Raw genomic sequence first — 24,973 nt, forward strand, 5'->3', positions numbered from 1 at the left:
TCTTTCGGGAGTAGCCGCGATGCTGAAAGACGATTTTGATAATAAAATATCTTACCCCTGCTTCTGACAAGCGGCAGAGGAGAGGGATTCTTTTGCTAAAATTCAGACATTAATGAAGCCTTGATACAAAGAAGTCTCGTGTTCTGATTGTATTATTCCGTTTTTGAGTGTTTTATTAGAAAAAATGTTCGATTTAATTTGGATATTTTAAGAAATGTGCTCATCTTTGCGGCATCGATTTCTTCCGTTACCTACAAAGTAACGGTCTGTTCCTTAGTGTATTGCGTGGCCTGTTAACTGCTTCACGAAATCTATAATCTGTCTGTTTGCTTCGTCTATTTTTTTACTATGAAAGGGCTTCAAGTATGTCTCCGTCACGGTGATAGATGAATGTCCCATTGCTTCGGAAATGATTCCCGGATGGATTTCGCAGTAATAAGCTGTGGTAGCCCACGTGTGGCGGGCGGCGTAAGAACTCAACTTGTCTTCAAGTCCCAACATTTTTCCCAATGATGCCAATTGATGGTTAAAGTTGCGCAATGCCAGCTGATATTCACGATATGCTTCTTCCGTTCCCTCTTTGCTTCGCAGGATGGGAAAGAGATAGGGCGATTCAGAGTTGCGGTTCATGTGTTTTTGCAACAAGGACATTGCTTCCGGTGTCAGCGTCACGGACAAGGAACGGCCTGTTTTGCGGCGGCGGTAAGTAATCACATTTCCTTGCAAATCATTCTTGCGGAGATAGGCCAGATCGACAAACGGCAATCCGCGAAGCAGAAACATCAGGATAAACCAATCGCGTGCTTTCTCCACCATAGGAGGGATGCGGGACTGGGGCAGCCGGGTGAATACTTTTCTCATATCTTCACCATCCAACGCACGTTGGCGGTCGGCACGTGTACCCGTATAGACCGATCGGAACAAATGAGGTACATACACAGCTTTCCGCCGGTCTACGGCACGGTTGTAAACTGCCCGCAGCGTTCGGAGATACGTAGACACCGTGTTCCAACTGCATCCGCGTTCGCGCAGACTGATTTCAAAACGTTTCACCCATTCGGACGTCAGCTGACGGAACATTAACTTCTCGGACCCCTGAAAAGTGAGAATCGCATTCAAGGTGCTTTTATATACATGAGCAGTCCCCAAATTTCCCCTTCCTTGCAATTCGGCAGTCACTTGCCTCATAAACGAGAATAGATTTTCTTTCTTCATTCAGTTTTTTTTTAATAATTATTATTTACGAATTATCATATTTGTTTAAATTAGTAAAACAAAAATGTAAATATAATCGGACATCTGCAATTTAAAGTATAAAAATAAAAATATTTTATCTATAATTAATGGGAATAATTTTATAATTTTGCGAAAAATATGAACCTGATGAACAGGAGTCATGTATTAATTAAACATTTACACAATGAATGAAAGAAAGATAGCCCAGGAGGGCTACGTTATTAATGGTTTCAAACCATTTTCCCAGTTGGCAATGGAATACTTTCCCGGCAATCCGGGAATTGATTTGTCCAGAAAAAGAATGCGTGAAAGAATTGATGAAGATTTAGCTCTCGCCGCAAAATTGAGTGCTTTGGGTTATACTTCTCATACCACATATTTAAGTCCGAAGATGCAGGAGATCATTGTCCTGTACCTGGGACCTCCCTATATTGTAGTGCCCCATATTTATCTGACCCTGTTTGACGAAAAGAAACTTTAATCTTCAAAAATGGAAAATCGAACTATATATTTTTAAATATATAGTTTATTATTTATATATTTATAATAGTTCCGCATAGCGTTCGGGACGTCTTTTGGAAATGGTAGGTAACGGGTTGTGATATAGTGAGTTATCTGCTGTTTGAAAGTGTTCCGCTATGCGTTCCGTTAAAAAGTCGTTTTTCAGCCTTCGGACAGAGGCTCCGAATCTGTCGGATAGAGCTTTCGTTTGATACTTACAGAGACTCCGTTTCAGGCAAACGGAGTCTCTGTTTTTTTCCTTCGCTTCCCGGGAGCTTGTATAAGTCTGGTAAAGAAGATATTTACAGTTCCGAACATACGATTTACATTCAAATACCTCTGATACCGTCTATCCGATTAGGGGATTGATGCCGGATGGAATACCTTTGCCGAAAATTTTAAAACATTAGATATGCAGAATTTCAATCTTCAACAAATGTCCGGAAACGGTTATATTATTATTCCCAAACTGATGTTCGCAGAGTATATGAAGAATTGCGACAACCATGAAGGCGACATAGAGGCTTTCTTGAAATTGCTTATGAAAGTGAACTATTCCGAAACGGAATATACCGATTACTGGTGCAAGAAGAGTGTGTGTAAAAGAGGCGAAAGCCTGCGCAGCTACCGGAGTTGGAGCGATGTTTTTCATTGGTCTGTCAGCAGGACGTACCGTTTCATGCAGGGTTTGAAGTCGAAAGGAGTGATTGAAATTATTTCGCACGACGACACTTCCGCCCTGCATATCCGGGTGGTGGATTATGAGAGCTGGGTGAGCGTGCCTAAGGCCGAACCCGACAGTGTGAAGCGGCAGAAGAAGGAAGCTAAAGAGAAGTTTCTCCTCTTTTGGAACGAGTATCACAACGTCACCCAGCTTCCCAAAGAGAACATTGCCAAGGCGCAGCGCGAATGGAAGAAGTTGAGCGACAAGGAACGGGAACTGGCCGTCGGGCACATCGAGGAATATTACTTCCATCAGACGAACGCCAACTTTCTCTTGCACGCCTCTTCTTACTTGGCAAACAAGGCATTCTTGAACGAATATTGAGGTGGAAGATGGATACGGAAAATAGAGTTTCGCCACAGGCTCCCGAAATAGAGGAAGCCATCATAGGAGCTTGTATGATAGAGCAGGAGGCTCTGCCGCTGGTAGCGGACAAGCTCCGTCCGGAAATGTTCTACGTGGAGCGCCATCGACTGATTTTCTCGGCTTTGCTGGCAATGTACCAGGCGGGTACGAAGGTGGATATTCTGACTGTAAAAGAAGAGCTTCTCCGCAGGGGGACGCTCGAAGAAGCGGGCGGGGCGTATCAGGTCACTTTGCTTAGCAGCAGGGTGGCAAGCTCCGCGCATATCGAGTATCATGCGCAGATCGTGCACGAGAAATATTTGCGTCGTGAGATGATTGTGGGGTTGAATAAGTTGCTTGCCTGTTCGCTGGACGATACGCTGGATATTGCCGATACGCTGGTAGATGCTCATAATTTGCTCGACCGTCTGGAGGGTGAGTTCGGGCATAACGACTGTATGCGCGATATGGATACGCTGATGGCGGACACGATGAAGGATGCCGAGCGGCGTATCATCAGGAGTGTGAACGGCGTGACAGGTGTTCCGACGGGGCTGACGGATTTGGATCGTATGACCTCCGGATGGCAGGACGGTGATCTGGTGGTTCTCGCTGCCCGTCCCTCGGTGGGGAAAACGGCTTTAGCGTTGCATTTGGCACGTAGCGCGGCGATGGCGGGGCGTGCCGTGGTAGTGTACAGTTTGGAAATGCAGGGGGAGAGGTTGGCAGACCGGTGGTTGATGGCGGCGAGCGAAGTCAACCAGCGACATTGGCGGACAGGAGTGCCCAGCGAGCAGGAGATGTCGGAGGCACGTGCGGCGGCTGCAGAACTTTCGCGCTTGCGGATACACGTGGATGACAGTACGGTGGTGAGTATGGATCATGTGCGCTCAAGCGCGCGGTTGCTGAAAAGCCGGGGGGAGTGTGACGTGATTTTTGTTGATTATTTGCAGCTTTGCGATATGACGACGGGGCAAAGTAACCGTAACCGTGAGCAGGAGGTGGCACAAGCCACTCGGAAAGCGAAGATGCTGGCTAAGGAGTTGAATGTGCCGGTGGTGCTGTTGAGCCAGTTGAATCGTTTGGCAGAGGGGCATATCGACCGGCGGCCGGAGTTGAGCCAGTTGCGCGAGAGTGGCGCCATCGAGCAGGATGCGGACGTGGTGATGTTGCTCTATCGTCCTGCACAGGCTCGTATCACGACGGACAAGGATAGCGGTTACCCGACGGAGGGACTGGGCGTGGTGATTGTGGCCAAGCAGCGCAACGGGGAGACAGGAAATGCCTACTTTCACCATAATCCGGAAATGACGAAAATCGGTGATTATGTGCCGCCTTTGGAGTATTTGCTGAAACATGCCAAGTGATTGGTGCTTTTGTTTGACTAATAGGATGCATATTTATACGCTATTATTTTAGAATTATCTTTCTATTTTTAGTTGTGATCAGGAAGAAAATAAACGGGTAAAAACTTGACTTTTGATGTTTGATTTTGTATCTTTGTGATGTCGAAAGAAGAGAAAATATTATTACTTAAACCTTAACTTTTTTAAATTATGAATGTATTGGTGGAGCGCTATCAGCGCAGAAAGTATGTGAATCAGGAAGATTCGCAGATGTTGTATTATGTACGCCAGAAATCGGGTACAGTGAGAGTGATGGATGTCAATAAGCTGGCGGATGCCATCGAGGCGAATTCTTCGCTGACGGCAGGAGATGTGAAACATTCCATCGAGGCTTTTGTGGAGCAGTTGCGTTTGTCGCTCACACAAGGTGATAAGGTGAAGATTGATGGGTTGGGAACCTTTCATATCACGTTAAGCAGCGAGGGGACAGAAAAGGAGAAGGATTGCACGGTGCGCAGTATTCGCCGGGTGAATGTGCGTTTCGTCGCTGATAAGGCGCTTCGTCTGGTGAATACCAGTCATACCACGACCCGGGGGGAGAATAATGTGGATTTCGTTCTTGCAGGAAAAGGGGTGGACGGCTCCGATGATGAGAACGGGGGCGGAAATCCCGGCGGCAGTGGAAATCCCGGTGGCGGCGGAAGCGGAGAGGCCCCGGACCCGGCGGCATAAGGCTGGATGAAGAATTGAGAATCGGGAACTGGGAACCAGGGATGAAAGGCTTGGGGATGGTTTCCGGTTCTCTTTCTTTATGGGTTTGATTCTTGGGTTTTGTAGGCTTTGTTGTCTTTATTGTTTTTTGTTATCTTGATGGGCTTAATTGATTTCATAGGCTTTATTGTCCTCATTGGGATTTCTTCTTTTTCAATTCTCTTTTTTCGTTCGTTTCATTCGTTTTTATGTTTCATTCTTCATTTAATAGAAAAAATCATGTTAGATAAAATTCTCGATATTATAATGACGATTTTGCCTTTCTTGGGTGGTAATCGTAAGAAGCGCAAAGAAATGGCGCAGGAAGTCAAAGAGTTCAGCGAACTGGTGAAAGATCAATATTCTTTTCTAATGGAACAATTGGAAAAGGTGTTGAAGGATTATTTCGACCTTAGTTCGAGAGTGAAAGAGATGCATACGGAGATTTTCTCGTTGAGAGGTCAACTTGCGCAGGCTTCTGCTTTGCAGTGCGTCAAGAAGGAATGTGTACAGCGTAATGCGCTGGAAGCCTGAAGGGGGGTAGATGTCATATAGTATGATGCGATCTATAAACCTGATAGTGATCCATTGTTCCGCCACACGCGAGGACAAGAGTTTTACGGAGTACGATTTGGACGTCTGCCATCGCAGGCGGGGATTTAATGGAACGGGGTATCATTTTTATATCCGTAAGAACGGTGATATAAAATCTACCCGGCCGATAGAGAAGATTGGTGCGCACGTCCGTGGCTTCAATAGTGAAAGTATAGGTATCTGTTATGAGGGTGGACTCGATTGTGAAGGGCAGCCCAAAGATACCCGTACAGAGTGGCAGAAACACTCTCTGCGCGTACTGATTCTTACGTTGCTGCGTGATTATCCGGGTTGCCGGGTATGCGGGCATCGGGATTTAAGTCCTGACCTGAACGGGAACGGTGAGATAGAGCCGGAGGAATGGATCAAGGCTTGTCCTTGCTTCGATGCTGAAACCGGATGGAACCAAGTCTGAAAGGAAAAGAGGCTGTCTTAACAGGTTCGGAAAAAAGAAATCACCCCTGTCAGTTCAAATTCTGATAGGGGTGAAATCGTTAAAAAGAGACTTGTTAGACGGCCTCTTTGGTAGGCTTTTTTATCTCGTATTTTCTAATAGAGCTGTTTACTCATCTTATAGTTGATAAGACGTAATTGATTAGCTTTTCGTTTTTGTTCTTCATCAACTTGAAAACCTTGTTTCTCGAAAAACGGTTTTGCCGTGATGCTAACCTCCGATGTTAATCTTTTCGCACCTCTTTCTCGTGCGTATGCTTCGAGATATTTATACAAAGATGTCGCAATGCCTTGATGCTGAAAGTCCTTATGGACAAACAGCGTGTGCATATATCCGTCATCGTTGACAGAGCCGAAGCCTACAATCACACCTTCTTCATTTTCTGCAACCACATAATGTTGCTCTTCGAAAAGCTCACCCCAATGTGATGTATCGTCTCCGCACGAAGCCCAGTCTGCTACTTCTTCGGCTGTATAATCTTTTCGGTTCACAGTCAGAACTGTGTGCTGATATAGCTCTTGTAGTGCTGGAATATCAGACAGGTTTACTTGGCGGATTCTATTCATCTTATCTCTAAATTTCTTATTTAGTAAACTTCTACTTTCTCTGCAATTCTCTTAGCCTTGTCGCGCAACGCATCCAAATCAGCATCGAGCGTAGCGTAGCAAAGCACCACACCCATACGACGGTTGACGCGTGTAAACGGTTTGCCGAATATACGTAGATAGGTATCTTCTTCTTTGGTCACTTCTTCCAGTCCACGATATTGAGGGCGTTCCTGACTGGCAATCGGAGAGAGGATGACGGCACTTGCGCCTATCCGTTCTTGCTTGATGCCCGGAATAGGCAGACCGAGCACGGCACGCAGGTGCAATTCAAATTCATTCAGATTTTGTGTTCCTGCCAAAGTCACCATGCCGGTATCGTGCGGACGTGGAGAAAGTTCGGAGAAATAGACTCCGTTTTCATGGCTTAGGAAGAACTCAACTCCCCAAAGTCCTGCGCCTGTCAGCGCGCGGGTTACTTTTTCTGCCATCTCTTCCGCTTCTTTCAAATGAGCAGGATCGATGTGTGCAGGCTGGAAACTTTCGCGATAGTCGCCACCTTTCTGCACGTGTCCGATAGGAGGGCAGAACAGGGTGGGACCGTTCTTTTGAGTAACGGTGAGCAGGGTGATTTCGCTGTCGAATTTGATAAATTCTTCAATGATAAGTTCGCGGATATCGCCACGGCTTCCGCTGCATCCGTATTCCCAGGCGTGTTCAAGTTCGTCGGCACTCTTCACTAGCGACTGTCCTTTACCGGAGGATGACATCAACGGTTTAACGACACAAGGGAAACCGATTTTAGCGGCAGCTTCTTTCAGTTCGTCCAATGTTTTGGCGTAGAAGTATTTGGCTGTTTTCAGTCCGAGCTCTTTGGCGGCAAGGTCGCGGATAGCTTTACGATTCATCGTGAAGTTCACGGCACGGGCGCTGGGCACTACCTGTATGCCTTCTTTTTCGAAGTCATACAAACGTTCTGTGCGGATCGCTTCAATCTCCGGAACGATAATGTCCGGCTGGTGTTTCTTTACGACACGCTCCAGTTCTTCACCGTTCAGCATATCGAATACTTCAAATTCATCAGCCACTTGCATAGCAGGTGCTCCCGCGTACGAGTCGCAGGCAATGATGTGTTGACCTTTACGTTGAGCTGAAATTACAAATTCTTTTCCTAGTTCTCCAGAACCGAGTAACAGTATTTTCTTCATCATTTTGAGTGTTTTATATTAGTGGTGCAAAATTACAGCAAAAAAATGAGATAATAATTGTATAGGCGTTGATTATATTTCTCTTTTATATAAATAAGGAATAGTCTTCTATATAATATAAGGTGCAATGTAAATCCTGCATGAAAAACTTTCGTGCAGGATTTGGTGTTTTCTTTAGTTGAAAAGCGTATCCTTGAAAAAGACAACCAGAACCTCCTGAAAATTGCTGTGAATTTTAGTGCGGAGACGCGAAATATAGAGAAATGGATCGTAGAAAAATAGAAAATACGGCTTTAAACTTTCTTAAGGAAAACATGAAAAAACAGCGTTCGCTGTGTTCGAGCACAAAACTAGTTGTCTGTGCTACTATTTTGTATTACGGCTAAATCCTTGATTTAAAACAAAGAGAAAGGAAACTGGACGCGAAAATCCGGTTTATTGATATATTATTATCTCAAAATCTATTTTGCTATTGATTTGTAGTCTAAATTCGCCTAAATTGGTCAATCTGTAGCTATTATTAGTCTAATAAGTGTTAGCGAACGACAAATAATGAAAAAGGAGTAACAACGATATGGAATTGTTTCTACATTTGTGCAGTTGTTTCTTTAACTATTTCTAGTGGTAGAAGTTTCTAGGATATAGAAAATAGTTGAACAAAAAATTAATTCAACTGTTTATTATAATATTGAAATTAGGTAAAACGCGAAAATGTTTATTCCTTATCATATTATAAGGTCAAAAAGGAGAGAAAAGAATAATATAAATAAAAGAGATTGCTTATGTCACAGATTATCGGACATATCTCGCAGGTGATCGGCCCTGTGGTCGATGTGTACTTTGAAGGTACGGATGCGGAACTGGTGCTGCCAAGCATCCACGACGCACTGGAGATAAAGAGGCCAAACGGCAAAATACTGGTTGTAGAAGTTCAGCAACATATCGGCGAAAATACGGTGCGTACCGTAGCGATGGATAGTACCGACGGACTTCAGAGAGGCATGAAAGTGTATCCCACCGGAGGCCCGATCACTATGCCGATAGGCGAACAGATTAAAGGACGACTGATGAACGTAGTCGGTGATTCGATCGACGGTATGAAAGGACTCAACCGCGACGGTGCGTATTCCATTCACCGGGACCCCCCTAAATTTGAGGATTTGACAACTGTGCAAGAGGTGCTTTTCACGGGTATCAAAGTGATCGACCTGCTCGAACCGTATGCCAAAGGTGGTAAAATCGGTTTGTTCGGCGGCGCCGGTGTGGGAAAAACCGTATTGATCCAGGAACTTATCAATAATATCGCCAAGAAACATAACGGATTCTCCGTATTTGCCGGAGTAGGTGAACGTACCCGTGAAGGTAACGACTTGCTGCGCGAAATGATCGAATCCGGCGTTATCCGCTACGGCGAAGCATTCAAGGAAAGCATGGAGAAAGGTCACTGGGATCTTTCGAAAGTAGATTATAACGAACTGGAGAAATCGCAAGTGTCGCTGATTTTCGGTCAGATGAACGAACCTCCGGGCGCACGTGCTTCTGTGGCACTGTCCGGACTGACGGTAGCGGAATCTTTCCGCGACGCCGGTAAAGAAGGTGAGAAACGCGATATCCTGTTCTTTATCGATAATATCTTCCGTTTCACGCAAGCAGGTTCGGAAGTGTCCGCCCTTTTGGGACGTATGCCCTCCGCCGTTGGTTACCAGCCTACGCTGGCCACGGAAATGGGTGCGATGCAGGAACGTATCACGTCTACCCGCAAAGGTTCTATCACCTCCGTACAAGCGGTGTATGTGCCTGCCGATGACTTGACCGACCCGGCTCCTGCAACGACTTTCAGCCACTTGGACGCAACTACCGTACTCGACCGTAAGATCACCGAGCTGGGTATCTATCCGGCTGTCGACCCGTTGGCATCTACGTCACGTATCCTCGACCCGCACATTGTAGGCCAGGAACATTACGACATAGCGCAGCGCGTAAAACAAATCTTGCAGCGTAACAAGGAATTGCAGGATATTATCTCTATCCTCGGTATGGAAGAACTCTCGGAAGAAGACAAGATGGTAGTGAACCGCGCCCGCCGTGTGCAGCGTTTCCTTTCGCAACCGTTTGCCGTAGCCGAACAGTTTACAGGTGTTCCGGGTGTGATGGTGGGTATTGAAGATACCATCAAGGGATTCAAGATGATTCTGGACGGAGAAGTGGATTATCTTCCCGAACAGGCTTTCCTGAATGTCGGTACGATTGAGGAAGCAATAGAGAAAGGTAAGAAATTGCTGGAACAGGCGAAAAAATAAAAATATAGAGTGATGAAAGAACTGCATTTGAGTATAGTATCGCCCGAAAAGAGCATATTCGACGGAGATGTGAAGATTGTCACATTGCCGGGCATGATCGGTTCGTTTTCTATTCTGCCGGGGCATGCGCCCATTGTATCGTCGCTGAAAGCGGGAACGTTGAGTTATACGACGATGGAGGGAGAAGAGCACACGATGGATATTCAGGGCGGTTTTGTTGAAATGAGTGACGGCACGGTTTCTGCCTGTGTTTCCTGACGGAAGCCTTCCGGCACAAAGACCAAGTATCTAAAGATTGAAAAAAACGAGATAATAACCTTACAGAAAAACACAGTAACATGATGAATATTAGTAAAACTAAACGGAGCTTTATCTGTTGGCATACCTTATTTGCAGTGATTAGTGCGGCGCTCGGAGCTGTTATCCTACACTTCGCTCTGCCGGGGCATTATTTCGGAGGGTATCCGTTTATACCGGTTTATTTTTACTTCTTCGGGTTGGCCAGCATCTATATGTTCGACGCTTGCCGGCGGCACGCTCCGCAGAGATTGTTACTGTTGTATTTGGCAATGAAGATGATAAAGATGATTCTTTCGCTGATTCTGGTCTTGATTTATTGCCTTGCTGTACGCGAAGAAGCTAGAGCTTTTTTACTGACGTTTATCTCGTTCTATTTGATATATCTGATATTCGAAACCTGGTTTTTCTTCTCTTTTGAGATGAACCAGAAACGGAAAAAGAAAAATAAGAAGAAACATGAAACAGTTGCATAACATAGTAGCTCCGTTGATTCTGTTCTGCCTGATGGCAGCGGTCAGTTTTCCGGTTCTTGCGCAAGAGCAAGAGGGGGAAGTGGTGGCGCAGCAGACGCAGGACGAGATTACTCCGAAGGAGGAACAGGAGAACACGGTTGATGTGAAAGAAATTGTGTTCGGGCATATCGGTGACTCCTACGAATGGCATATTACAACATGGGGTAACACGCATATTACTATACCGTTACCTGTTATTGTTTATAGTAGCACTTCAGGTTGGCATACGTTCCTTTCTTCCCGTCTCGAAGAGAATGGAGGTACGTATGAAGGACTTTCCATCGCTCCCGCAGGAAGCAAGTATGAAGGCAAACTGGTAGAGTATGACGCCGCAGGCGAACAGGTTCGCCCTTGGGATATTTCCATTACGAAAGTGACGTTTGCCTTGTTGTTCAACAGCGTATTGCTGCTCGTTATCGTGTTGTGTGTGGCACATTGGTACAGGAAACGTCCGCAAGGAGCCAAAGCACCGGGAGGATTTATCGGATTCATGGAGATGTTCATCATGATGGTGAACGACGACATCATCAAGAGTTGTGTCGGACCTAACTACCGGAAGTTTGCGCCCTATCTGCTGACAGCGTTCTTTTTCATCTTTATCAATAACATGATGGGATTGATTCCGTTTTTCCCCGGAGGCGCGAATGTGACGGGAAATATCGCTATCACGATGGTGCTGGCAGTCTGCACGTTCCTCGCGGTCAATATCTTCGGTACGAAACATTATTGGAAAGATATTTTCTGGCCCGATGTACCCTGGTGGCTGAAAGTGCCTGTGCCGATGATGCCGTTCATCGAGTTCTTCGGAATCTTTACGAAACCGTTTGCTTTGATGATCCGTCTTTTTGCCAATATGCTGGCCGGACACATGGCGATGCTGGTGCTCACCTGCCTGATCTTTATCTCGGCAAGCATGGGGCCTGCGCTGAACGGCACGCTCACGGTGGCTTCCGTATTGTTCAACATCTTTATGAATGCGCTTGAACTGCTGGTGGCTTTCATCCAGGCTTACGTATTTACGATGTTGTCGGCAGTGTTTATCGGACTGGCACAGGAAGGAGCCAGAGTGAAAACAGAAGAATAATCAATGAAACGCGGTGAAAACGTGACTGAACGAATACGGAATAAACGCGCGGAATGAGGAATTAAATAATAAAAACAAGAGAAAATATAAACCATTTTAAAACTGAAAATTATGTTACTATCAGTATTGTTACAAGCCACTGCAGCAGCAGTAGGAGTTAGTAAATTAGGTGCAGCTATCGGTGCAGGTCTTGCAGTAATCGGAGCTGGTTTGGGTATTGGTAAGATTGGTGGTTCGGCAATGGAAGCTATCGCACGCCAGCCGGAAGCATCGGGAGACATTCGTATGAACATGATTATCGCCGCCGCCTTGATTGAAGGTGTGGCCCTGTTGGCGGTAGTAGTTTGTCTGTTGGTGTTCTTCCTCTAATCAGGTATATAACAAGCGAATTTCGCAGGCGTAAAACCCTGTTTCTAAATGGGGGAGATCCTCATACAATGAGCAGCCGCGAAATCGTAAATTGTAAATCGTAAAATCGTAAATAAAGATTATGTCATTACTATTACCTGATAGTGGCCTGCTGTTCTGGATGTTTCTCTCATTCGGGATTGTGTTCGTGATATTGGCGAAATACGGCTTCCCCGTCATCATCAAGATGGTGGAAGGCCGTAAGACCTATATCGACCAGTCTTTGGAGGTGGCGAGGGAAGCTAATGCCCAGTTGTCTAAACTGAAACAAGAAGGCGACGCATTGGTGGCAGCCGCCAACAAAGAGCAAGGACGCATCTTGAGGGAAGCAATGGAAGAACGTGACAAGATTGTTCACGAGGCCCGTAAACAAGCCGAAATTGCCGCACAAAAAGAACTTGATGCGGTGAAACAACAAATCCAGATGGAGAAAGACGAAGCAATTCGCGACATCCGTCGCCAGGTGGCCGTGCTTTCTGTTGACATCGCCGAGAAAGTGCTCCGCAAGAGTCTTGAGGACAAGGATGCACAGATGGGCATGATCGACCGCATGCTGGATGAAGTACTAACCCCGAATAAGAACTAAGGAAGATGGAAGTCGGAATACTCTCAATGCGTTATGCAAAAGCTATCATTGAATACGCACAGGAAAAAGGTCTGGAAGACAGGTTGTATCAGGAGTTTCTGACCCTGTCGCACAGCTTTTGTGAACAGCCCGGTCTGCGCGAAGCGCTTGATAATCCCGTCATCACGACCAAGGAAAAGTTGGCGTTAGTCTGCACAGCTGCCGATGGTGACGGTAAATCGACCAGAGAGTTTGTCCGTTTTATCACTTTGGTACTGCGAAACAGGCGTGAAGGCTATCTGCAATTTATTAGCCTGATGTATCTGGATCTCTACCGGAAGCTGAAACATATCGGAACCGGCAAATTGATTACGGCCGTTCCCGTCGATAAAGAGACGGAAGACCGGATCCGGTCGGCTGCCGCACATATCCTGCATGCCCAGATGGAGCTGGAAACGGTGATAGATCCTTCTATCGAAGGTGGGTTTATCTTTGATATCAACGACTATCGGTTGGATGCAAGCGTTGCCACGCAGTTGAAGCGAGTGAAACAACAATTTATTGATAAGAATAGGAGAATTGTATAATGTCTGAAAATATAAGAGTAAGCGAAGTATCCGATATATTGCGCAAGCAGCTCGAAGGAATCAATGCCAATGTGCAACTTGACGAAATCGGTACGGTGCTCCAGGTGAGTGACGGCGTAGTGCGTATCTATGGACTACGGAACGCCGAGGCCAATGAATTGCTGGAGTTTGACAATGGTATCAAAGCAATCGTGATGAACCTCGAAGAGGACAACGTGGGTGCTGTACTGTTGGGCCCGACGGACAAAATCAAAGAAGGATTCGTCGTGAAGCGTACCAAACGTATCGCCTCCATCCGTGTAGGAGAGGGCATGCTGGGACGTGTGATTGACCCGCTGGGCGAACCGCTCGACGGCAAAGGATTGATTGGCGGCGAACTGTATGATATGCCTTTGGAACGGAAAGCTCCGGGAGTAATCTATCGTCAGCCTGTGAACCAGCCGTTGCAGACCGGATTGAAGGCTGTGGACGCCATGATTCCTATCGGCCGCGGACAGCGTGAGTTGATTATCGGCGACCGCCAGACGGGAAAGACTGCCATTGCGATTGATACGATTATCAACCAACGCACTAACTTCCTGGCAGGCGACCCTGTATATTGTATCTATGTAGCTATCGGTCAGAAGGGTTCTACCGTTGCTTCTATCGTTAATACGCTTCGTGAGTATGGAGCACTGGACTACACGGTGGTTGTAGCTGCCACGGCTGGTGACCCGGCTGCGTTGCAGTATTACGCTCCGTTTGCAGGTGCTGCCATCGGCGAGTATTTCCGTGATACCGGCCGTCATGCGTTGGTGGTTTATGATGACCTTTCCAAACAGGCGGTGGCTTATCGTGAGGTTTCGCTGATTCTTCGCCGTCCGTCCGGTCGTGAGGCTTATCCGGGTGATATCTTCTATCTGCACTCCCGTCTGTTGGAACGTGCTGCCAAGATTATCAGTCAGGAAGAAGTGGCACGCGAAATGAACGATCTCCCGGAAAGTCTGAAGGGGATTGTGAAAGGTGGCGGCTCGCTCACAGCATTGCCTATCATCGAAACGCAAGCAGGTGACGTATCGGCTTATATCCCGACGAACGTGATTTCTATCACCGACGGACAGATATTCCTTGAGACTGACTTGTTCAACCAGGGTACGCGTCCGGCTATCAACGTCGGTATCTCCGTATCCCGTGTAGGTGGTAACGCGCAGATTAAGGCTATGAAGAAGGTGGCCGGAACATTGAAGATTGACCAGGCGCAATATCGCGAGTTGGAAGCCTTCTCTAAGTTCAGCAGCGACATGGACCCGATTACTGCCCTGACTATTGATAAAGGACGTAAGAACGGACAATTATTGATTCAACCGCAATACAGCCCGATGCCCGTAGAGCAGCAGATTGCTATCCTCTACTGTGGTACGCACGGACTTCTACATGATGTCCCATTGGATAAGGTGCAGGACTTTGAACGCAGTTTCATCGAATCTCTGCAACTGAACCACCAGGAGGATGTATTGGACATACTGAAAACGGGCGTGATCGACGATAACGTGATTAAAGCTATCGAAGAGACTGCCGCTATGGTGGCGAAACAGTACTTATAATAGTGATTAGTTGGTTAGTGATAAGTGATTAGCTTACTGTCACCAACCACTAACCGCCAATTATTAATCACTATCACCAACTATTAATAATTAACCACTAACCACTAAAAAAAATGGCTTCACTGAAAGAAGTAAAAACCAGAATAAATTCGGTAAAAAGTACCCGAAAAATCACTTCAGCAATGAAGATGGTGGCTTCTGCCAAATTACACAAGGCACAAGGAGCCATTGAGAATATGCTGCCTTATCAGAAGAAGTTGAACAAGATTCTGACCAACTTCCTAAGCGCTGACCTGCCCATCGAATCTCCTTATGTGCAGGAGCGTGAAGTGAAACGTGTAGCAATCGTCGTCTTTTCTTCAAACACTTCTCTTTGTGGTGCTTTCAACGCCAACGTCATCAAAATGATGATGCAAACGATCGGAGAGTTCCGCACCCTGGGACAGGATAATATCTTGATATTCCCAATTGGCAAGAAGGTGGATGAAGCGGTCAAACGAATGGGATTCAAACCGCAGGAGACTTCTCCGACGCTCTCCGACAAACCGACGTATCAGGAGGCTGCCGAATTGGCTCACCGACTAATGGATATGTATGTGGCAGGAGAAGTAGACCGCGTGGAAATAATCTATCATCACTTCAAGTCAATGGGGGTACAGATTCTTCTCCGGGAGACGTATCTCCCCATTGATATGACGAATGTGGTAAGTGAAGAGGACAGAATGAATAAGGAGGAGGTAGAGGAGCATGAAATTGCCAATGATTATATCATCGAACCGAACGCGGAAGAATTGATCGCCAGCTTAATACCAACAGTATTGAGCCAGAAGATTTTTACCGCTGCCGTCGACTCTAATGCATCGGAACATGCTGCACGTACCCTAGCTATGCAAGTGGCTACGGACAATGCAAACGAGCTGATTCAGGATTTGACAAAGCAGTACAATAAGAGTCGTCAGCAAGCAATTACGAATGAGTTGCTGGATATTGTAGGGGGGACAATGAAATAGATTCCAAGGATTAATAACAATATTTTTTGATTCGGTATCCCATTTTTAAGATAAGCCTTAAAAATGGGATATTTGTATATATATTTGTGGCATAATTAGGCTTGATTATGGGTTTATGCTTAGACAAAACAAACTTAAAAATATATATAGATTATGAGAATTAAGCATTTATTGAACTTTTTCGTTGCAACGGTATTTATCGGTGTGGCAGTAGGATGTGCAGAAAAGGATTTGTATGATCCTAATTATGGGAAAGAACCTGTAAAAGGTCCTGAAGAATATTTTGGATTCGAAACACGTGGAGATGTGTCGCTTGATGTGAATTATGCATTACCCGGATTTGCGGCTCTTATTGAAGTCTATGACATTGATCCGATGGAAATTGTGGATAATACACCTGTAAAAAAACAAGGAGTGGAAGCTTTATTCAAGATTTACACAGATGAAAGCGGAAAGTTTAATGGAAAGATGAATATTCCTACTTCTGTAAAATCGATATACCTATATACGGAAAGTTGGGGATTACCAAGGTGTATGCCATTGGAAATAAAGGATGGTATGGTTAGTTTTGATATGTCAAATATAGGAGCTTCTACTGTAAAAGCAAAAAATAATACACGGTCTTATGGTTTTCAAGGGACGGTTCCTTATGTCTTGAATGGAAATAATAAACTGTATTCCTTATGTAAATGGGGAGAGGGAGGAAGTCTTGACAGTAAATATATGTCATTTGAAGAGAACGTTGGTGATGAAACGGTTGGAAGTTTGACGCAACGTTTGAAGAATTTCTTTAATCCTGATGGAATAGCGAATGTTGATAATATGAATTTAGTCACCCAATCCAGAACTACAAATATTACGGTAACACAAGATGGGACTGCATTGGATGTTATTTTCCTGAATCGGGATGCCATGTATAATAATTCGTTCGGGTATTATTATTATAAAACATCTAAGGAACCTGATATGCGCGGAATGTCAGATATGAAGAAGTATATCATATTTCCAAATGTTTCTTTCTCTGTATATGGAGGTCAGTTGCCTATTTTGAAATGTGGCAGTAAAGTACGTTTGCTCTATTTTGATGAACAAGGTAATGCTAAAGAGGAATTTCCAGCCGGTTATACGGTAGGATGGTTTATGTATGCTGATGGATATAATCAGAGTGAGAATGAAATTGATATAACAAAACAAGTTGCATCAGGTTTCTCTAATTTATTAGCTTCTAATCAGGTGTTGGGACAGCAGCGACAGAATTTTGTATCTGTAAAGGACGAGACAAGCGGCAAGGTTATTATCGGAGTAGAAGATGGGGCAAATAATAGTTATTGTGATCTTTTATTCTATGTAAATGCATCAAAAACTATTGAGGAACCCAATGACAGACCTGTTATAACTCCGGATGATGGAAATGAACCAGAAAAACCGGATGTAACTGAAACGAAGACCGGTACATTAGCTTTTGAAGATATATGGCCTGGCGGTGGAGATTATGATATGAATGACGTAATCGTAGAATATAATCGTGCCGTATCTTTTGATAAAAAGAACCAGGTAACTAAAATTGTAGATACATTTACTCCTGTACATGATGGTGCAGTGTTTGCGAATGCTTTTGCTTATCAGGTAGATAAGGGACAATTCGGTAAAATGACTTTTTCCGCTACTACGGAAGGGATACATACGGAATCTGCAACATCTTCTATTATTGTTTGTCCGAATGTGAAGCAAGCTATTCAAAAGGTATATACTATAACCCGTGAATTTACAGGCGGTTCTTTCAATAAGAAAGATTTAAAGTCATATAATCCTTATATCATAGTGAAGTATGCCGAAGGGCAAAAAGGTCGTACAGAAGTGCATCTGCCTAAGCATGAGGCAACATCTCTTGCGGACTTGTCTTTAGCAGGTACTCAAAAGGATGCTTATTACATAGATAAAGAAGGAGCTTATCCGTTTGCTATTGATATTCCTATCTTGAACTTTATTTCAGTAACTGAAAAAAAGAGTATTGATACCGAATATCCTAACTTTAAAGCTTGGGCAGATTCTAAAGGAGAAAAATATACGGATTGGTATAACAATCATGTAAATTAACTCTCAAAGCATATAACACAACATTTGGTGTTTTTATTGTTCTCTCGTCCCGGTCGTTATTTAATGAAAACGACCGGGACTTTCTTTTATCCGATTGCTTCTCATCTCTACCAGAAAAAGTTTGCTACTTTTATTTCAATCTCTATATAGTTTTCTGTACCTTTGCACAAAACAATATAACTTTCATGGAAAATAACCCGGAACTGCAGCTAGCTTGGCAGTTCATAGAAAATACAGGCACACATTTATTTCTTACCGGAAAAGCCGGAACCGGAAAAACGACATTTCTTAGACGATTGAAAGAACACACCCCTAAGCGCATGGTTGTATTAGCACCGACAGGGATCGCAGCCATCAATGCGGGAGGAGTAACGATTCATTCTTTCTTTCAGTTGTCTTTTGCCCCTTTTGTGCCGGAAACTACCTTTAATTCTTCCCAAACACATTACCGTTACAGTAAAGAAAAGCGGAACATAATTCGTAGCATGGATTTGCTCGTTATTGATGAGATCAGTATGGTGCGTGCCGATTTGTTGGACGCGGTGGATGCAACTCTGCGGCGGTATCGCGATAGAGAGAAACCGTTTGGCGGGGTGCAACTGTTGATGATTGGAGATTTGCAGCAATTGGCTCCCGTCGTGAAAGATAATGAGTGGGAACTGTTGAGGAAGCATTACGAAACCCCTTATTTCTTTGCGAGCCATGCGTTGAAAGAAACGGTATATATGACCATTGAACTTAAAAAAGTCTACCGGCAGAGTGACACATTCTTCCTGTCTTTATTAAATAAAATCCGGGAAAATAAGGCTGACGATGAAGTGCTGAATGAACTGAACCGTCGTTATCAGCCCGGTTTCCAGCCACAAAAAGAAGAAGGATATATTCGGCTGACGACACATAATTATCAGGCACAGAAAGTAAATGACCGTGAATTGGCATCTTTGTCCGGCAAGGCGTATCATTTTCGTGCCGAGATAGAAGGAGATTTCCCCGAATATTCCTATCCTGCGGATGAACTCCTGACAATAAAGGAAGGAGCGCAAATTATGTTCCTGAAGAATGATCCATCGTCCGAGAAACGATATTATAACGGTATGATTGGTGAGGTGGTCACTGTTAATGATGCAGGTATTATTGTGCGGGGGAAGGGGAATAAATCAGAATTTCAGTTGTTGCCGGAAGAGTGGGGAAATTATAAGTACGTACTGAATGAGGAAACAAAGGAAATCACGGAAGTGATAGAAGGAACGTTCCGTCAATATCCTATCCGTCTGGCATGGGCCATTACGATACATAAAAGTCAGGGGTTGACGTTTGAGCGTGCCATTATTGATGCGCGTAACTCTTTTGCGCACGGACAGACTTATGTAGCGTTGAGCCGTTGCAAGACTTTGGAAGGGATGGTGTTGGAGTCTCCTTTGCGGAGGGAAGCCATTATTAGTGATGCTACGGTGGATAATTTCACCAAAGCGGTAGAGCAGAATAAGCCGGGCAGTCAGCAGTTGAACGATATGCAAAAGGCGTATTTCTTTGATTTGTTGAGTGATTTGTTTAATTTCTATTCGATCGATCAGGCTTATAAACGATTGCTTCGTTTGATAGATGAAGATTTGTATAAGCTCTTTCCGAAGCAGTTGGCAGAATATAAGGCATTGGAACCTCGCATCAAAGAGAAAATAGTGGAAGTGTCCCAGCGTTTTCGTAACCAGTATACCCGGTTGATACATGAGAGTGAAGACTATGCGACGAATCAGGAGTTACAGGAGCGGATTCGTTCCGGGGCCAGATATTTTCATAAAGAGTTGGCGCCGATTCGGGCTTTGTATAATAAGACTAATATGCCTCTTGATAATAAAGAGTTGAGAAAGCTGTTGGCGGAACGTATGCAGGCGTTGGATGATGCGTTGTGGATTAAAGAGTCTTTGTTGGAGGCTGTGTCTGCAAGAGAGAGATTCGCTATTACGGATTATTTGAAGTTGAAGGCTAAAGTAATGTTGAGTCTTGAGGATGATTCTTCTTCTTCCGGTTCTTCGAAAGCGTTGAAAGAAAAGAAAGAGCGGAAGGAACGGAAAGAGCGTACACGTAGCGGTGCTGAAAAGGTGAAAGTGGAAGTGCCTACGGATATTTTGCATCCGGAGCTTTATCGCGCCCTGTCTGAATGGAGGACAGCCAAAACACGTGAGGTGAATCTTCCTGCGTATGTTATTATGCAGCAGAAAGCGTTGATGGGAATTGTGAATCTGCTACCGGATAATCCAAGAGCTCTGGAAGCGATACCCTATTTCGGAGCAAAAGGGGTGGAAAGGTATGGACTTGAAATATTAGGCATTGTCCGTAAGTATATGGCGGAAAATCAATTGGAAAGACCGGAAATAATGGATATGCTCATCTCTGATAATAGGGAAGCCGCAAGCCGACGGGAAGAGCTGAAGCAACGGAAAGAAGAACAGAAGCAACGGAAAGAGGAAGAAAAACAGAAGAAGGAAGCAGAGAAACAGAAAAAAGAAGCGGAGAAGGAGAAGAAAAAAGATACAAAATTAGTCAGCTATGAAATGTTCTGCCAGGGAATGAGCATAGATGAAATAGCCAAAGCTCGCGAATTGGTATCGGGAACCATTGCCGGTCATTTGGAATATTATGTCCGTTTAGGAAAGATTAAAGTGGAGAAAGTAGTGAAAGCTGAAAATCTGGCGAAGATTCGTAAGCATCTGGAAGAACATGAATACATGGGAATATTTGCCATTAAGGCAGCATTAGGAGACGATGTCTCCTATGCTGATATAAAGTTTGTATTGGCTGTTTCCGGGCATTAACTAATTATCTCTGGACCTAGCCCCAAACATAAAAATATCTCTGTCTTTCGTTCACAATGCTCATTCTTGCTCTTGTCAAACCATCGCAAGCAATATCAGAGATTACAGAAAAATGAAACGAAAACAGGAACACTGATATCAATCAGAATACCGTGTAAGATAGCGATGGGAATCATTTCTTTTCCCGAATATCTGCTGATGGAGGGCAGGAGTACATCCATCGAATTGACTCCTGCCGCTGAAATAGGAGCCAGTTTCCCGAAATACTTCTTGATGATTGGAGTACCGAGAAGTGCCATCATCTCACGGAAAATATTAGTCAACAGTGCGATAGTTCCTAATTCCGTAGCCAGTTGCAGCCCGATAGAAGGCTCTTTGAACTGGGTGATAAGGATAGAAGAGAGCGAATAGTATGCGAATCCGCTTCCCACTGCCATACAGTCGAACACGCTCCACTGGCGCAATAGCAGGCTTGCTAAAGCAGAAAACAGCAACGTACCGATAATCGTTCCCAACGGAATCAACAGCATTTTAGGATGCAAATGTGAAACAATCGCTTTCAGGTTCTTATTAGAACCGATACTGATTCCCACTTGCAGCATTAACGCATAAAGTATATACATTGAAACTGTGTGCGTATCAAACTGGAACTTGTTGAAAGCTCCCATGACACAACCTACACAAAAGAATAATATAACGATCAAACTTCCTTTCATTGTTCACCTCCTTCTTGAATAAACGCGTCTTTTTTCCTCTTAAAAGAAATCAGACTCCTTTTTTTATTATTCGCCTCCTTTTCTAAAAAACAATTGCAGTACCAAACGGGCAGCGATCAGGCTTCCCAATACACCGGACACGGCAAGAACAATTGCCTGCCATCCGAATTTACCGAGATTGTTTACAATCAGGCTATTAGAACCGATAGACACACCGAGAATGAAGAGCAACAAGAATATTGTAAGAGAAATTGTCTTTTCTGTCTTTTGCAAGATACTCCAGTTACGCAATACATAACCGATGCCGATTCCTAAAAACATAGTAGATATAATAGAGAACATAATGTATATATTTTTGGTTAGGTTAAACTGATTATTGACAACACACAAGAGAATTTTCAAAGAAGATGATACATCTGCTTGAAAATCGGAAAGGAATACTGCTGTGAATAGTGAAACAAGTCAGCAGATAGTTCCTGTTAAGAAATAATAGGGTAATTTAGATGAATCCACTGAACCAATGTACATGCACGCAGCAAGACTTACAGAAAGTCGGTATTCCTGCAAGAAAAAGATTAGCGTTATGTAGTTGTAATGTTTGATTCATCATTGGTCTTTTTTGATTTTGGTGCAAAGATAATAACTTATTGCATATTTTCAAAATAAATATGCAATAAATGAAGCGAAAGAATTATTCGGAATGAAATAGATTGTTGTAAAAAGTAGTATTGTTTCCAATTCTACCACTGTCTTCAATTTGGGCACTATCCCGCATTTTGTGTAAATAGCCACTGTTCACCATTTGAGGACTCTCTTATTATATAAATAGAAACCACAGAATTCCTCTTGTAGTTTTCTGTTTACGTAAAATGATGGATAATCCTTGAATAATTGGTAATCTGTCCTCTTCCTTATAAATGTTCCCAGTTCGCAAGAACTTCTTTTAGCTTCTGTGGCTCGTATCCAAGCATTGTTCGTGCTTTATCGATACTCATTCCGCTAAAACGAGGACGGGGAGTGGTTTCATTCATTTCCTCTGTCGTGACAGGATGGATAAAAGAGTGATCCAGTCCCATATAATCTGCTACCTGATAAGCAATCTCCGCAATGCTCATACACTCATCTCCGCAAATGTGAAAGATACCGTTCGTTGTATGTGCTATCAAACGCTGTACACCATCCGATACGTCTCCAACATAAGTCGGTGTCCTCCATTGATCGGATACGACACGGATTTCTTGCCCGGCTTTCAAACGGTTCATTACCAACTGGACGATATTACCGTGTTGTCCCGGCAGCGCTCTGCCATAAACGATTGCTACACGGACAATAGCATAACTGCTGCAAGTTTCTGCCACTTTCTCTTCTCCTTTCCACTTGGTATATCCGTAATAGTTGACGGGAGCGGGGATGTCTTCTTCTGTGTACAACAGTCCGGCATCTTCATTTATCTTTTCATCGAAAACAAACATCTTTCCATCGAAAACAAAATCCGTCGATAGATGAATGAACCGGCTTTTATATTCTTCGCAAAAAACAGCCAGTTGGCTCACTGCGGTCACATTGGTAAGATAAGCCTCTTCATGATGCGTCTCGCAATAATCCGGTACGGACAGGGCGGAACAATTAATGACCACATCAGGCTGAACCTCCTCAAAAAGACGCTTAATGTCCGCTTCATTCCGTATATCTGTTTCAATGAAACGATATTTCCCTGCATCATTCGGAGAAATATCCGGATGCAGAGAGCACCCCGTTACCTTATATTGTGCATGAACAGACAAATCATTTAATATTTGGCGTCCGGTGAATCCATTGGCGCCGATAATCAATATCTTCTTCATTAGGTTCTATTATATATAGTGTTATAGATATCAAGGCGCCATATCCGGACTTTTTGATGATACAATCATTGCGGAGACACGACTTTTTTGCATATATTTCTACAAAAATAGAAAATAATATCCATTGCGCAAATAGATTTCGTACTTCCCATCTTACTTTGCTCCCGATAACGAGATTTATATGAATGGATAAAAGAAAAGAAGTATGGAAAAAGTAATTATGGGAACACGTTTGCCCGCTAAGCTTTGGTTGAATGAAGTAGAAGACTCTTGTATGTCGCAGATTATGGATTTAACTTCACTTCCTTTTGCGTTTAAACATATCGCCATCATGCCTGATGCCCATGCGGGAAAAGGAATGCCAATTGGCGGTGTGTTGGCTACGAAGGGTGTGATTGTTCCCAATGCTGTGGGAGTGGATATCGGTTGTGGAATGTGTGCGATTAAGACCAATCGAAAAGCGGACGATTTTAGTTATACGGATTTGACTTCCATCATGTCGAAGATTCGTGCGGCCATTCCCTTGGGATTCGATCATCATACTAAAAAGCAAGATCAGGAATTACTTCCACAAGGATTCGACCTTGAGGAGATGCCTATATTGAAGAATCAGTACGAGGCTTGTTTGAAGCAGATAGGAACCTTGGGAGGAGGAAACCACTTTATTGAGATTCAGAAAGATACCGAAACGTCTGATGTGTGGGTGATGATTCACTCCGGAAGCCGTAACATTGGTTTGAAGGTTGCCAATCACTATAATAAGATTGCGCAATATTGGAATGAGAAATGGTATTCTGAAATGGTATCGGGACTGGCTTACCTGCCAATGGAGACGCAGATGGCAAAGGATTATTTCCGTGAAATGAACTACTGTGTGGCCTTTGCCTTTGCCAACCGTCAGTTGATGATGACCCGTATTTGTGAAGCCATCCAGGCAGTGAAACCTGAAGCGGACTTTGAGCCTATGATTAATATTGCCCACAACTATGCAGCCTGGGAGAACCATTTCGATCAGGATGTGATTGTGCACCGAAAAGGAGCTACGCGTGCCTATGAAGGTGAGATTGGTATTATCCCCGGATCTATGGGTACTAAATCCTATATCGTTGAAGGACTGGGTAATCCGGAGAGCTTCAAAAGCTGTTCGCATGGTGCCGGCCGATTGATGGGACGAAAGGATGCTTGTCGCCGTTTGTCACTGGATGAAGAGAAAGAGCGAATGAACCAGCAAGGAATCATTCACGGACTTCGTTCGCAGGATGAATTGGATGAAGCGCCGGGAGCTTATAAAGATATTGCGCAAGTGATAGCGAATGAGCGGGATTTGGTGAAACCATTGGTGGAACTTGCTCCAATGGCAGTTATTAAAGGGTGATTGACACATGTACTGGGAAGAGGGCTCACCCGATAATCATTGGGGGTATGCATAAATCTTAGCCAGTCTAAAGAGG

General features: G+C 44.2%; 24 protein-coding genes. 18 read left to right on the plus strand and 6 right to left on the minus strand.

The features are described from left to right. Positions 1 to 273 precede the first annotated feature (273 nt). Positions 274 to 1,215 carry a site-specific integrase gene (locus KTR06_RS21280; protein WP_120068647.1) on the minus strand — a complete coding sequence of 314 codons (942 nt, stop codon included), beginning with the start codon at positions 1,213 to 1,215 and terminating at the stop codon, positions 274 to 276. Between the two features lie 205 nt (positions 1,216 to 1,420). Here KTR06_RS21280 and KTR06_RS21285 point away from each other — a divergent pair, with 205 nt between their 5' ends. The 6 genes from KTR06_RS21285 to KTR06_RS21310 all read left to right on the plus strand — a co-directional run bounded on the left by KTR06_RS21285 (position 1,421) and on the right by KTR06_RS21310 (position 5,911). Beyond that, positions 1,421 to 1,717: a DUF4248 domain-containing protein gene (locus KTR06_RS21285; RefSeq protein WP_049702685.1), complete on the plus strand. Its 297-nt coding sequence runs from the start codon at positions 1,421 to 1,423 to the stop codon at positions 1,715 to 1,717. Between the two features lie 432 nt (positions 1,718 to 2,149). Beyond that, entirely contained in the window at positions 2,150 to 2,785 is a 636-nt protein-coding gene (locus KTR06_RS21290; protein ID WP_049702686.1) for a hypothetical protein, read from the plus strand. Between the two features lie 8 nt (positions 2,786 to 2,793). Continuing rightward, complete coding sequence (gene dnaB / locus KTR06_RS21295; RefSeq protein ID WP_217290787.1) at positions 2,794 to 4,173, plus strand: replicative DNA helicase; 1,380 nt, start codon at positions 2,794 to 2,796, stop codon at positions 4,171 to 4,173. 189 nt (positions 4,174 to 4,362) lie between these two features. Then, positions 4,363 to 4,884 (plus strand): HU family DNA-binding protein, encoded by a 522-nt coding sequence (locus KTR06_RS21300; protein ID WP_120068640.1) that lies wholly within the window; start codon positions 4,363 to 4,365, stop codon positions 4,882 to 4,884. Between the two features lie 258 nt (positions 4,885 to 5,142). After that, positions 5,143 to 5,436 carry a hypothetical protein gene (locus KTR06_RS21305; RefSeq protein WP_049702687.1) on the plus strand — a complete coding sequence of 98 codons (294 nt, stop codon included), beginning with the start codon at positions 5,143 to 5,145 and terminating at the stop codon, positions 5,434 to 5,436. 25 nt (positions 5,437 to 5,461) lie between these two features. Continuing rightward, entirely contained in the window at positions 5,462 to 5,911 is a 450-nt protein-coding gene (locus KTR06_RS21310) for an N-acetylmuramoyl-L-alanine amidase (RefSeq protein WP_120068638.1), read from the plus strand. A gap of 134 nt (positions 5,912 to 6,045) precedes the next feature. On the opposite strand, the gene KTR06_RS21315 is transcribed toward KTR06_RS21310, so the two are convergent. Together KTR06_RS21315 and purT are read right to left on the minus strand one after the other, a co-directional pair. Then, positions 6,046 to 6,516 carry a GNAT family N-acetyltransferase gene (locus KTR06_RS21315; protein ID WP_217290788.1) on the minus strand — a complete coding sequence of 157 codons (471 nt, stop codon included), beginning with the start codon at positions 6,514 to 6,516 and terminating at the stop codon, positions 6,046 to 6,048. Positions 6,517 to 6,536: 20 nt separating this feature from the next. Then, positions 6,537 to 7,703, minus strand: coding sequence for a formate-dependent phosphoribosylglycinamide formyltransferase (gene purT, locus KTR06_RS21320; RefSeq protein ID WP_008022613.1), 1,167 nt, complete (start codon positions 7,701 to 7,703; stop codon positions 6,537 to 6,539). A gap of 782 nt (positions 7,704 to 8,485) precedes the next feature. Between purT and atpD the strand changes: the two genes are divergently transcribed. The 11 genes from atpD (at position 8,486) to KTR06_RS21375 (ending at position 20,962) form a co-directional block, all read left to right on the plus strand. Beyond that, complete coding sequence (gene atpD, locus KTR06_RS21325; RefSeq protein ID WP_004315305.1) at positions 8,486 to 10,003, plus strand: F0F1 ATP synthase subunit beta; 1,518 nt, start codon at positions 8,486 to 8,488, stop codon at positions 10,001 to 10,003. A gap of 12 nt (positions 10,004 to 10,015) precedes the next feature. After that, complete coding sequence (gene atpC / locus KTR06_RS21330; RefSeq protein WP_004315304.1) at positions 10,016 to 10,261, plus strand: ATP synthase F1 subunit epsilon; 246 nt, start codon at positions 10,016 to 10,018, stop codon at positions 10,259 to 10,261. Between the two features lie 80 nt (positions 10,262 to 10,341). After that, positions 10,342 to 10,776, plus strand: coding sequence for a hypothetical protein (locus KTR06_RS21335; RefSeq protein ID WP_004315303.1), 435 nt, complete (start codon positions 10,342 to 10,344; stop codon positions 10,774 to 10,776). Beyond that, complete coding sequence (gene atpB / locus KTR06_RS21340) at positions 10,760 to 11,899, plus strand: F0F1 ATP synthase subunit A (RefSeq protein WP_049702688.1); 1,140 nt, start codon at positions 10,760 to 10,762, stop codon at positions 11,897 to 11,899. Before KTR06_RS21335 ends, atpB begins: the two co-directional genes overlap by 17 nt. 111 nt (positions 11,900 to 12,010) lie before the next feature. Further along, the gene (gene atpE / locus KTR06_RS21345; RefSeq protein ID WP_004295758.1) at positions 12,011 to 12,268 is read left to right on the plus strand and encodes an ATP synthase F0 subunit C; all 258 of its coding nucleotides are present in this window, start codon (positions 12,011 to 12,013) and stop codon (positions 12,266 to 12,268) included. 121 nt (positions 12,269 to 12,389) lie between these two features. After that, positions 12,390 to 12,893 carry a F0F1 ATP synthase subunit B gene (atpF, locus tag KTR06_RS21350; RefSeq protein WP_004315301.1) on the plus strand — a complete coding sequence of 168 codons (504 nt, stop codon included), beginning with the start codon at positions 12,390 to 12,392 and terminating at the stop codon, positions 12,891 to 12,893. 5 nt (positions 12,894 to 12,898) lie between these two features. Next, complete coding sequence (locus tag KTR06_RS21355) at positions 12,899 to 13,459, plus strand: F0F1 ATP synthase subunit delta (RefSeq protein ID WP_004315300.1); 561 nt, start codon at positions 12,899 to 12,901, stop codon at positions 13,457 to 13,459. Next, on the plus strand, positions 13,459 to 15,042 hold the full coding sequence (gene atpA / locus KTR06_RS21360) for a F0F1 ATP synthase subunit alpha (protein ID WP_004315299.1): 1,584 nt from the start codon (positions 13,459 to 13,461) through the stop codon (positions 15,040 to 15,042). Before KTR06_RS21355 ends, atpA begins: the two co-directional genes overlap by 1 nt. A gap of 113 nt (positions 15,043 to 15,155) precedes the next feature. Beyond that, positions 15,156 to 16,052, plus strand: a complete 897-nt coding sequence (locus KTR06_RS21365) for a F0F1 ATP synthase subunit gamma (RefSeq protein ID WP_008022604.1) — start codon at positions 15,156 to 15,158, stop codon at positions 16,050 to 16,052. Positions 16,053 to 16,205: 153 nt separating this feature from the next. After that, the gene (locus KTR06_RS21370; RefSeq protein ID WP_008639992.1) at positions 16,206 to 18,149 is read left to right on the plus strand and encodes an LruC domain-containing protein; all 1,944 of its coding nucleotides are present in this window, start codon (positions 16,206 to 16,208) and stop codon (positions 18,147 to 18,149) included. 185 nt (positions 18,150 to 18,334) lie between these two features. Next, positions 18,335 to 20,962, plus strand: coding sequence for a helix-turn-helix domain-containing protein (locus KTR06_RS21375; protein WP_008022599.1), 2,628 nt, complete (start codon positions 18,335 to 18,337; stop codon positions 20,960 to 20,962). 95 nt (positions 20,963 to 21,057) lie between these two features. Here KTR06_RS21375 and KTR06_RS21380 read toward each other — a convergent pair whose 3' ends face one another. The 3 genes from KTR06_RS21380 to KTR06_RS21390 form a co-directional block, all read right to left on the minus strand. Further along, complete coding sequence (locus KTR06_RS21380) at positions 21,058 to 21,678, minus strand: lysine exporter LysO family protein (protein ID WP_004315295.1); 621 nt, start codon at positions 21,676 to 21,678, stop codon at positions 21,058 to 21,060. A 66-nt stretch (positions 21,679 to 21,744) separates the two neighbouring features. Further along, positions 21,745 to 22,020, minus strand: coding sequence for a LysO family transporter (locus tag KTR06_RS21385; RefSeq protein ID WP_004315294.1), 276 nt, complete (start codon positions 22,018 to 22,020; stop codon positions 21,745 to 21,747). 569 nt (positions 22,021 to 22,589) lie between these two features. Continuing rightward, positions 22,590 to 23,522, minus strand: coding sequence for an SDR family oxidoreductase (locus tag KTR06_RS21390; RefSeq protein ID WP_049702689.1), 933 nt, complete (start codon positions 23,520 to 23,522; stop codon positions 22,590 to 22,592). A gap of 205 nt (positions 23,523 to 23,727) precedes the next feature. On the opposite strand from KTR06_RS21390, the gene KTR06_RS21395 reads away from it, so the two are divergent. Further along, entirely contained in the window at positions 23,728 to 24,897 is a 1,170-nt protein-coding gene (locus KTR06_RS21395; protein ID WP_049702690.1) for an RtcB family protein, read from the plus strand. The last annotated feature ends 76 nt before the right edge of the window (positions 24,898 to 24,973 follow it).

This window comes from Bacteroides sp. MSK.20.12, assembly GCF_019052435.1.
GTDB lineage: Bacteria > Bacteroidota > Bacteroidia > Bacteroidales > Bacteroidaceae > Bacteroides > Bacteroides xylanisolvens.

What these genes read in the sequence shown, in the direction of transcription:
- KTR06_RS21280 (WP_120068647.1), bottom strand. Translation starts at nt 1,215, where the DNA reads ATGAAGAAAGAAAATCTATTCTCGTTTATGAGGCAAGTGACTGCCGAA.
- KTR06_RS21285 (WP_049702685.1), top strand. Translation starts at nt 1,421, where the DNA reads ATGAATGAAAGAAAGATAGCCCAGGAGGGCTACGTTATTAATGGTTTC.
- KTR06_RS21290 (WP_049702686.1), top strand. Translation starts at nt 2,150, where the DNA reads ATGCAGAATTTCAATCTTCAACAAATGTCCGGAAACGGTTATATTATT.
- dnaB (WP_217290787.1), top strand. Translation starts at nt 2,794, where the DNA reads ATGGATACGGAAAATAGAGTTTCGCCACAGGCTCCCGAAATAGAGGAA.
- KTR06_RS21300 (WP_120068640.1), top strand. Translation starts at nt 4,363, where the DNA reads ATGAATGTATTGGTGGAGCGCTATCAGCGCAGAAAGTATGTGAATCAG.
- KTR06_RS21305 (WP_049702687.1), top strand. Translation starts at nt 5,143, where the DNA reads ATGTTAGATAAAATTCTCGATATTATAATGACGATTTTGCCTTTCTTG.
- KTR06_RS21310 (WP_120068638.1), top strand. Translation starts at nt 5,462, where the DNA reads ATGCGATCTATAAACCTGATAGTGATCCATTGTTCCGCCACACGCGAG.
- KTR06_RS21315 (WP_217290788.1), bottom strand. Translation starts at nt 6,516, where the DNA reads ATGAATAGAATCCGCCAAGTAAACCTGTCTGATATTCCAGCACTACAA.
- purT (WP_008022613.1), bottom strand. Translation starts at nt 7,703, where the DNA reads ATGAAGAAAATACTGTTACTCGGTTCTGGAGAACTAGGAAAAGAATTT.
- atpD (WP_004315305.1), top strand. Translation starts at nt 8,486, where the DNA reads ATGTCACAGATTATCGGACATATCTCGCAGGTGATCGGCCCTGTGGTC.
- atpC (WP_004315304.1), top strand. Translation starts at nt 10,016, where the DNA reads ATGAAAGAACTGCATTTGAGTATAGTATCGCCCGAAAAGAGCATATTC.
- KTR06_RS21335 (WP_004315303.1), top strand. Translation starts at nt 10,342, where the DNA reads ATGATGAATATTAGTAAAACTAAACGGAGCTTTATCTGTTGGCATACC.
- atpB (WP_049702688.1), top strand. Translation starts at nt 10,760, where the DNA reads ATGAAACAGTTGCATAACATAGTAGCTCCGTTGATTCTGTTCTGCCTG.
- atpE (WP_004295758.1), top strand. Translation starts at nt 12,011, where the DNA reads ATGTTACTATCAGTATTGTTACAAGCCACTGCAGCAGCAGTAGGAGTT.
- atpF (WP_004315301.1), top strand. Translation starts at nt 12,390, where the DNA reads ATGTCATTACTATTACCTGATAGTGGCCTGCTGTTCTGGATGTTTCTC.
- KTR06_RS21355 (WP_004315300.1), top strand. Translation starts at nt 12,899, where the DNA reads ATGGAAGTCGGAATACTCTCAATGCGTTATGCAAAAGCTATCATTGAA.
- atpA (WP_004315299.1), top strand. Translation starts at nt 13,459, where the DNA reads ATGTCTGAAAATATAAGAGTAAGCGAAGTATCCGATATATTGCGCAAG.
- KTR06_RS21365 (WP_008022604.1), top strand. Translation starts at nt 15,156, where the DNA reads ATGGCTTCACTGAAAGAAGTAAAAACCAGAATAAATTCGGTAAAAAGT.
- KTR06_RS21370 (WP_008639992.1), top strand. Translation starts at nt 16,206, where the DNA reads ATGAGAATTAAGCATTTATTGAACTTTTTCGTTGCAACGGTATTTATC.
- KTR06_RS21375 (WP_008022599.1), top strand. Translation starts at nt 18,335, where the DNA reads ATGGAAAATAACCCGGAACTGCAGCTAGCTTGGCAGTTCATAGAAAAT.
- KTR06_RS21380 (WP_004315295.1), bottom strand. Translation starts at nt 21,678, where the DNA reads ATGAAAGGAAGTTTGATCGTTATATTATTCTTTTGTGTAGGTTGTGTC.
- KTR06_RS21385 (WP_004315294.1), bottom strand. Translation starts at nt 22,020, where the DNA reads ATGTTCTCTATTATATCTACTATGTTTTTAGGAATCGGCATCGGTTAT.
- KTR06_RS21390 (WP_049702689.1), bottom strand. Translation starts at nt 23,522, where the DNA reads ATGAAGAAGATATTGATTATCGGCGCCAATGGATTCACCGGACGCCAA.
- KTR06_RS21395 (WP_049702690.1), top strand. Translation starts at nt 23,728, where the DNA reads ATGGAAAAAGTAATTATGGGAACACGTTTGCCCGCTAAGCTTTGGTTG.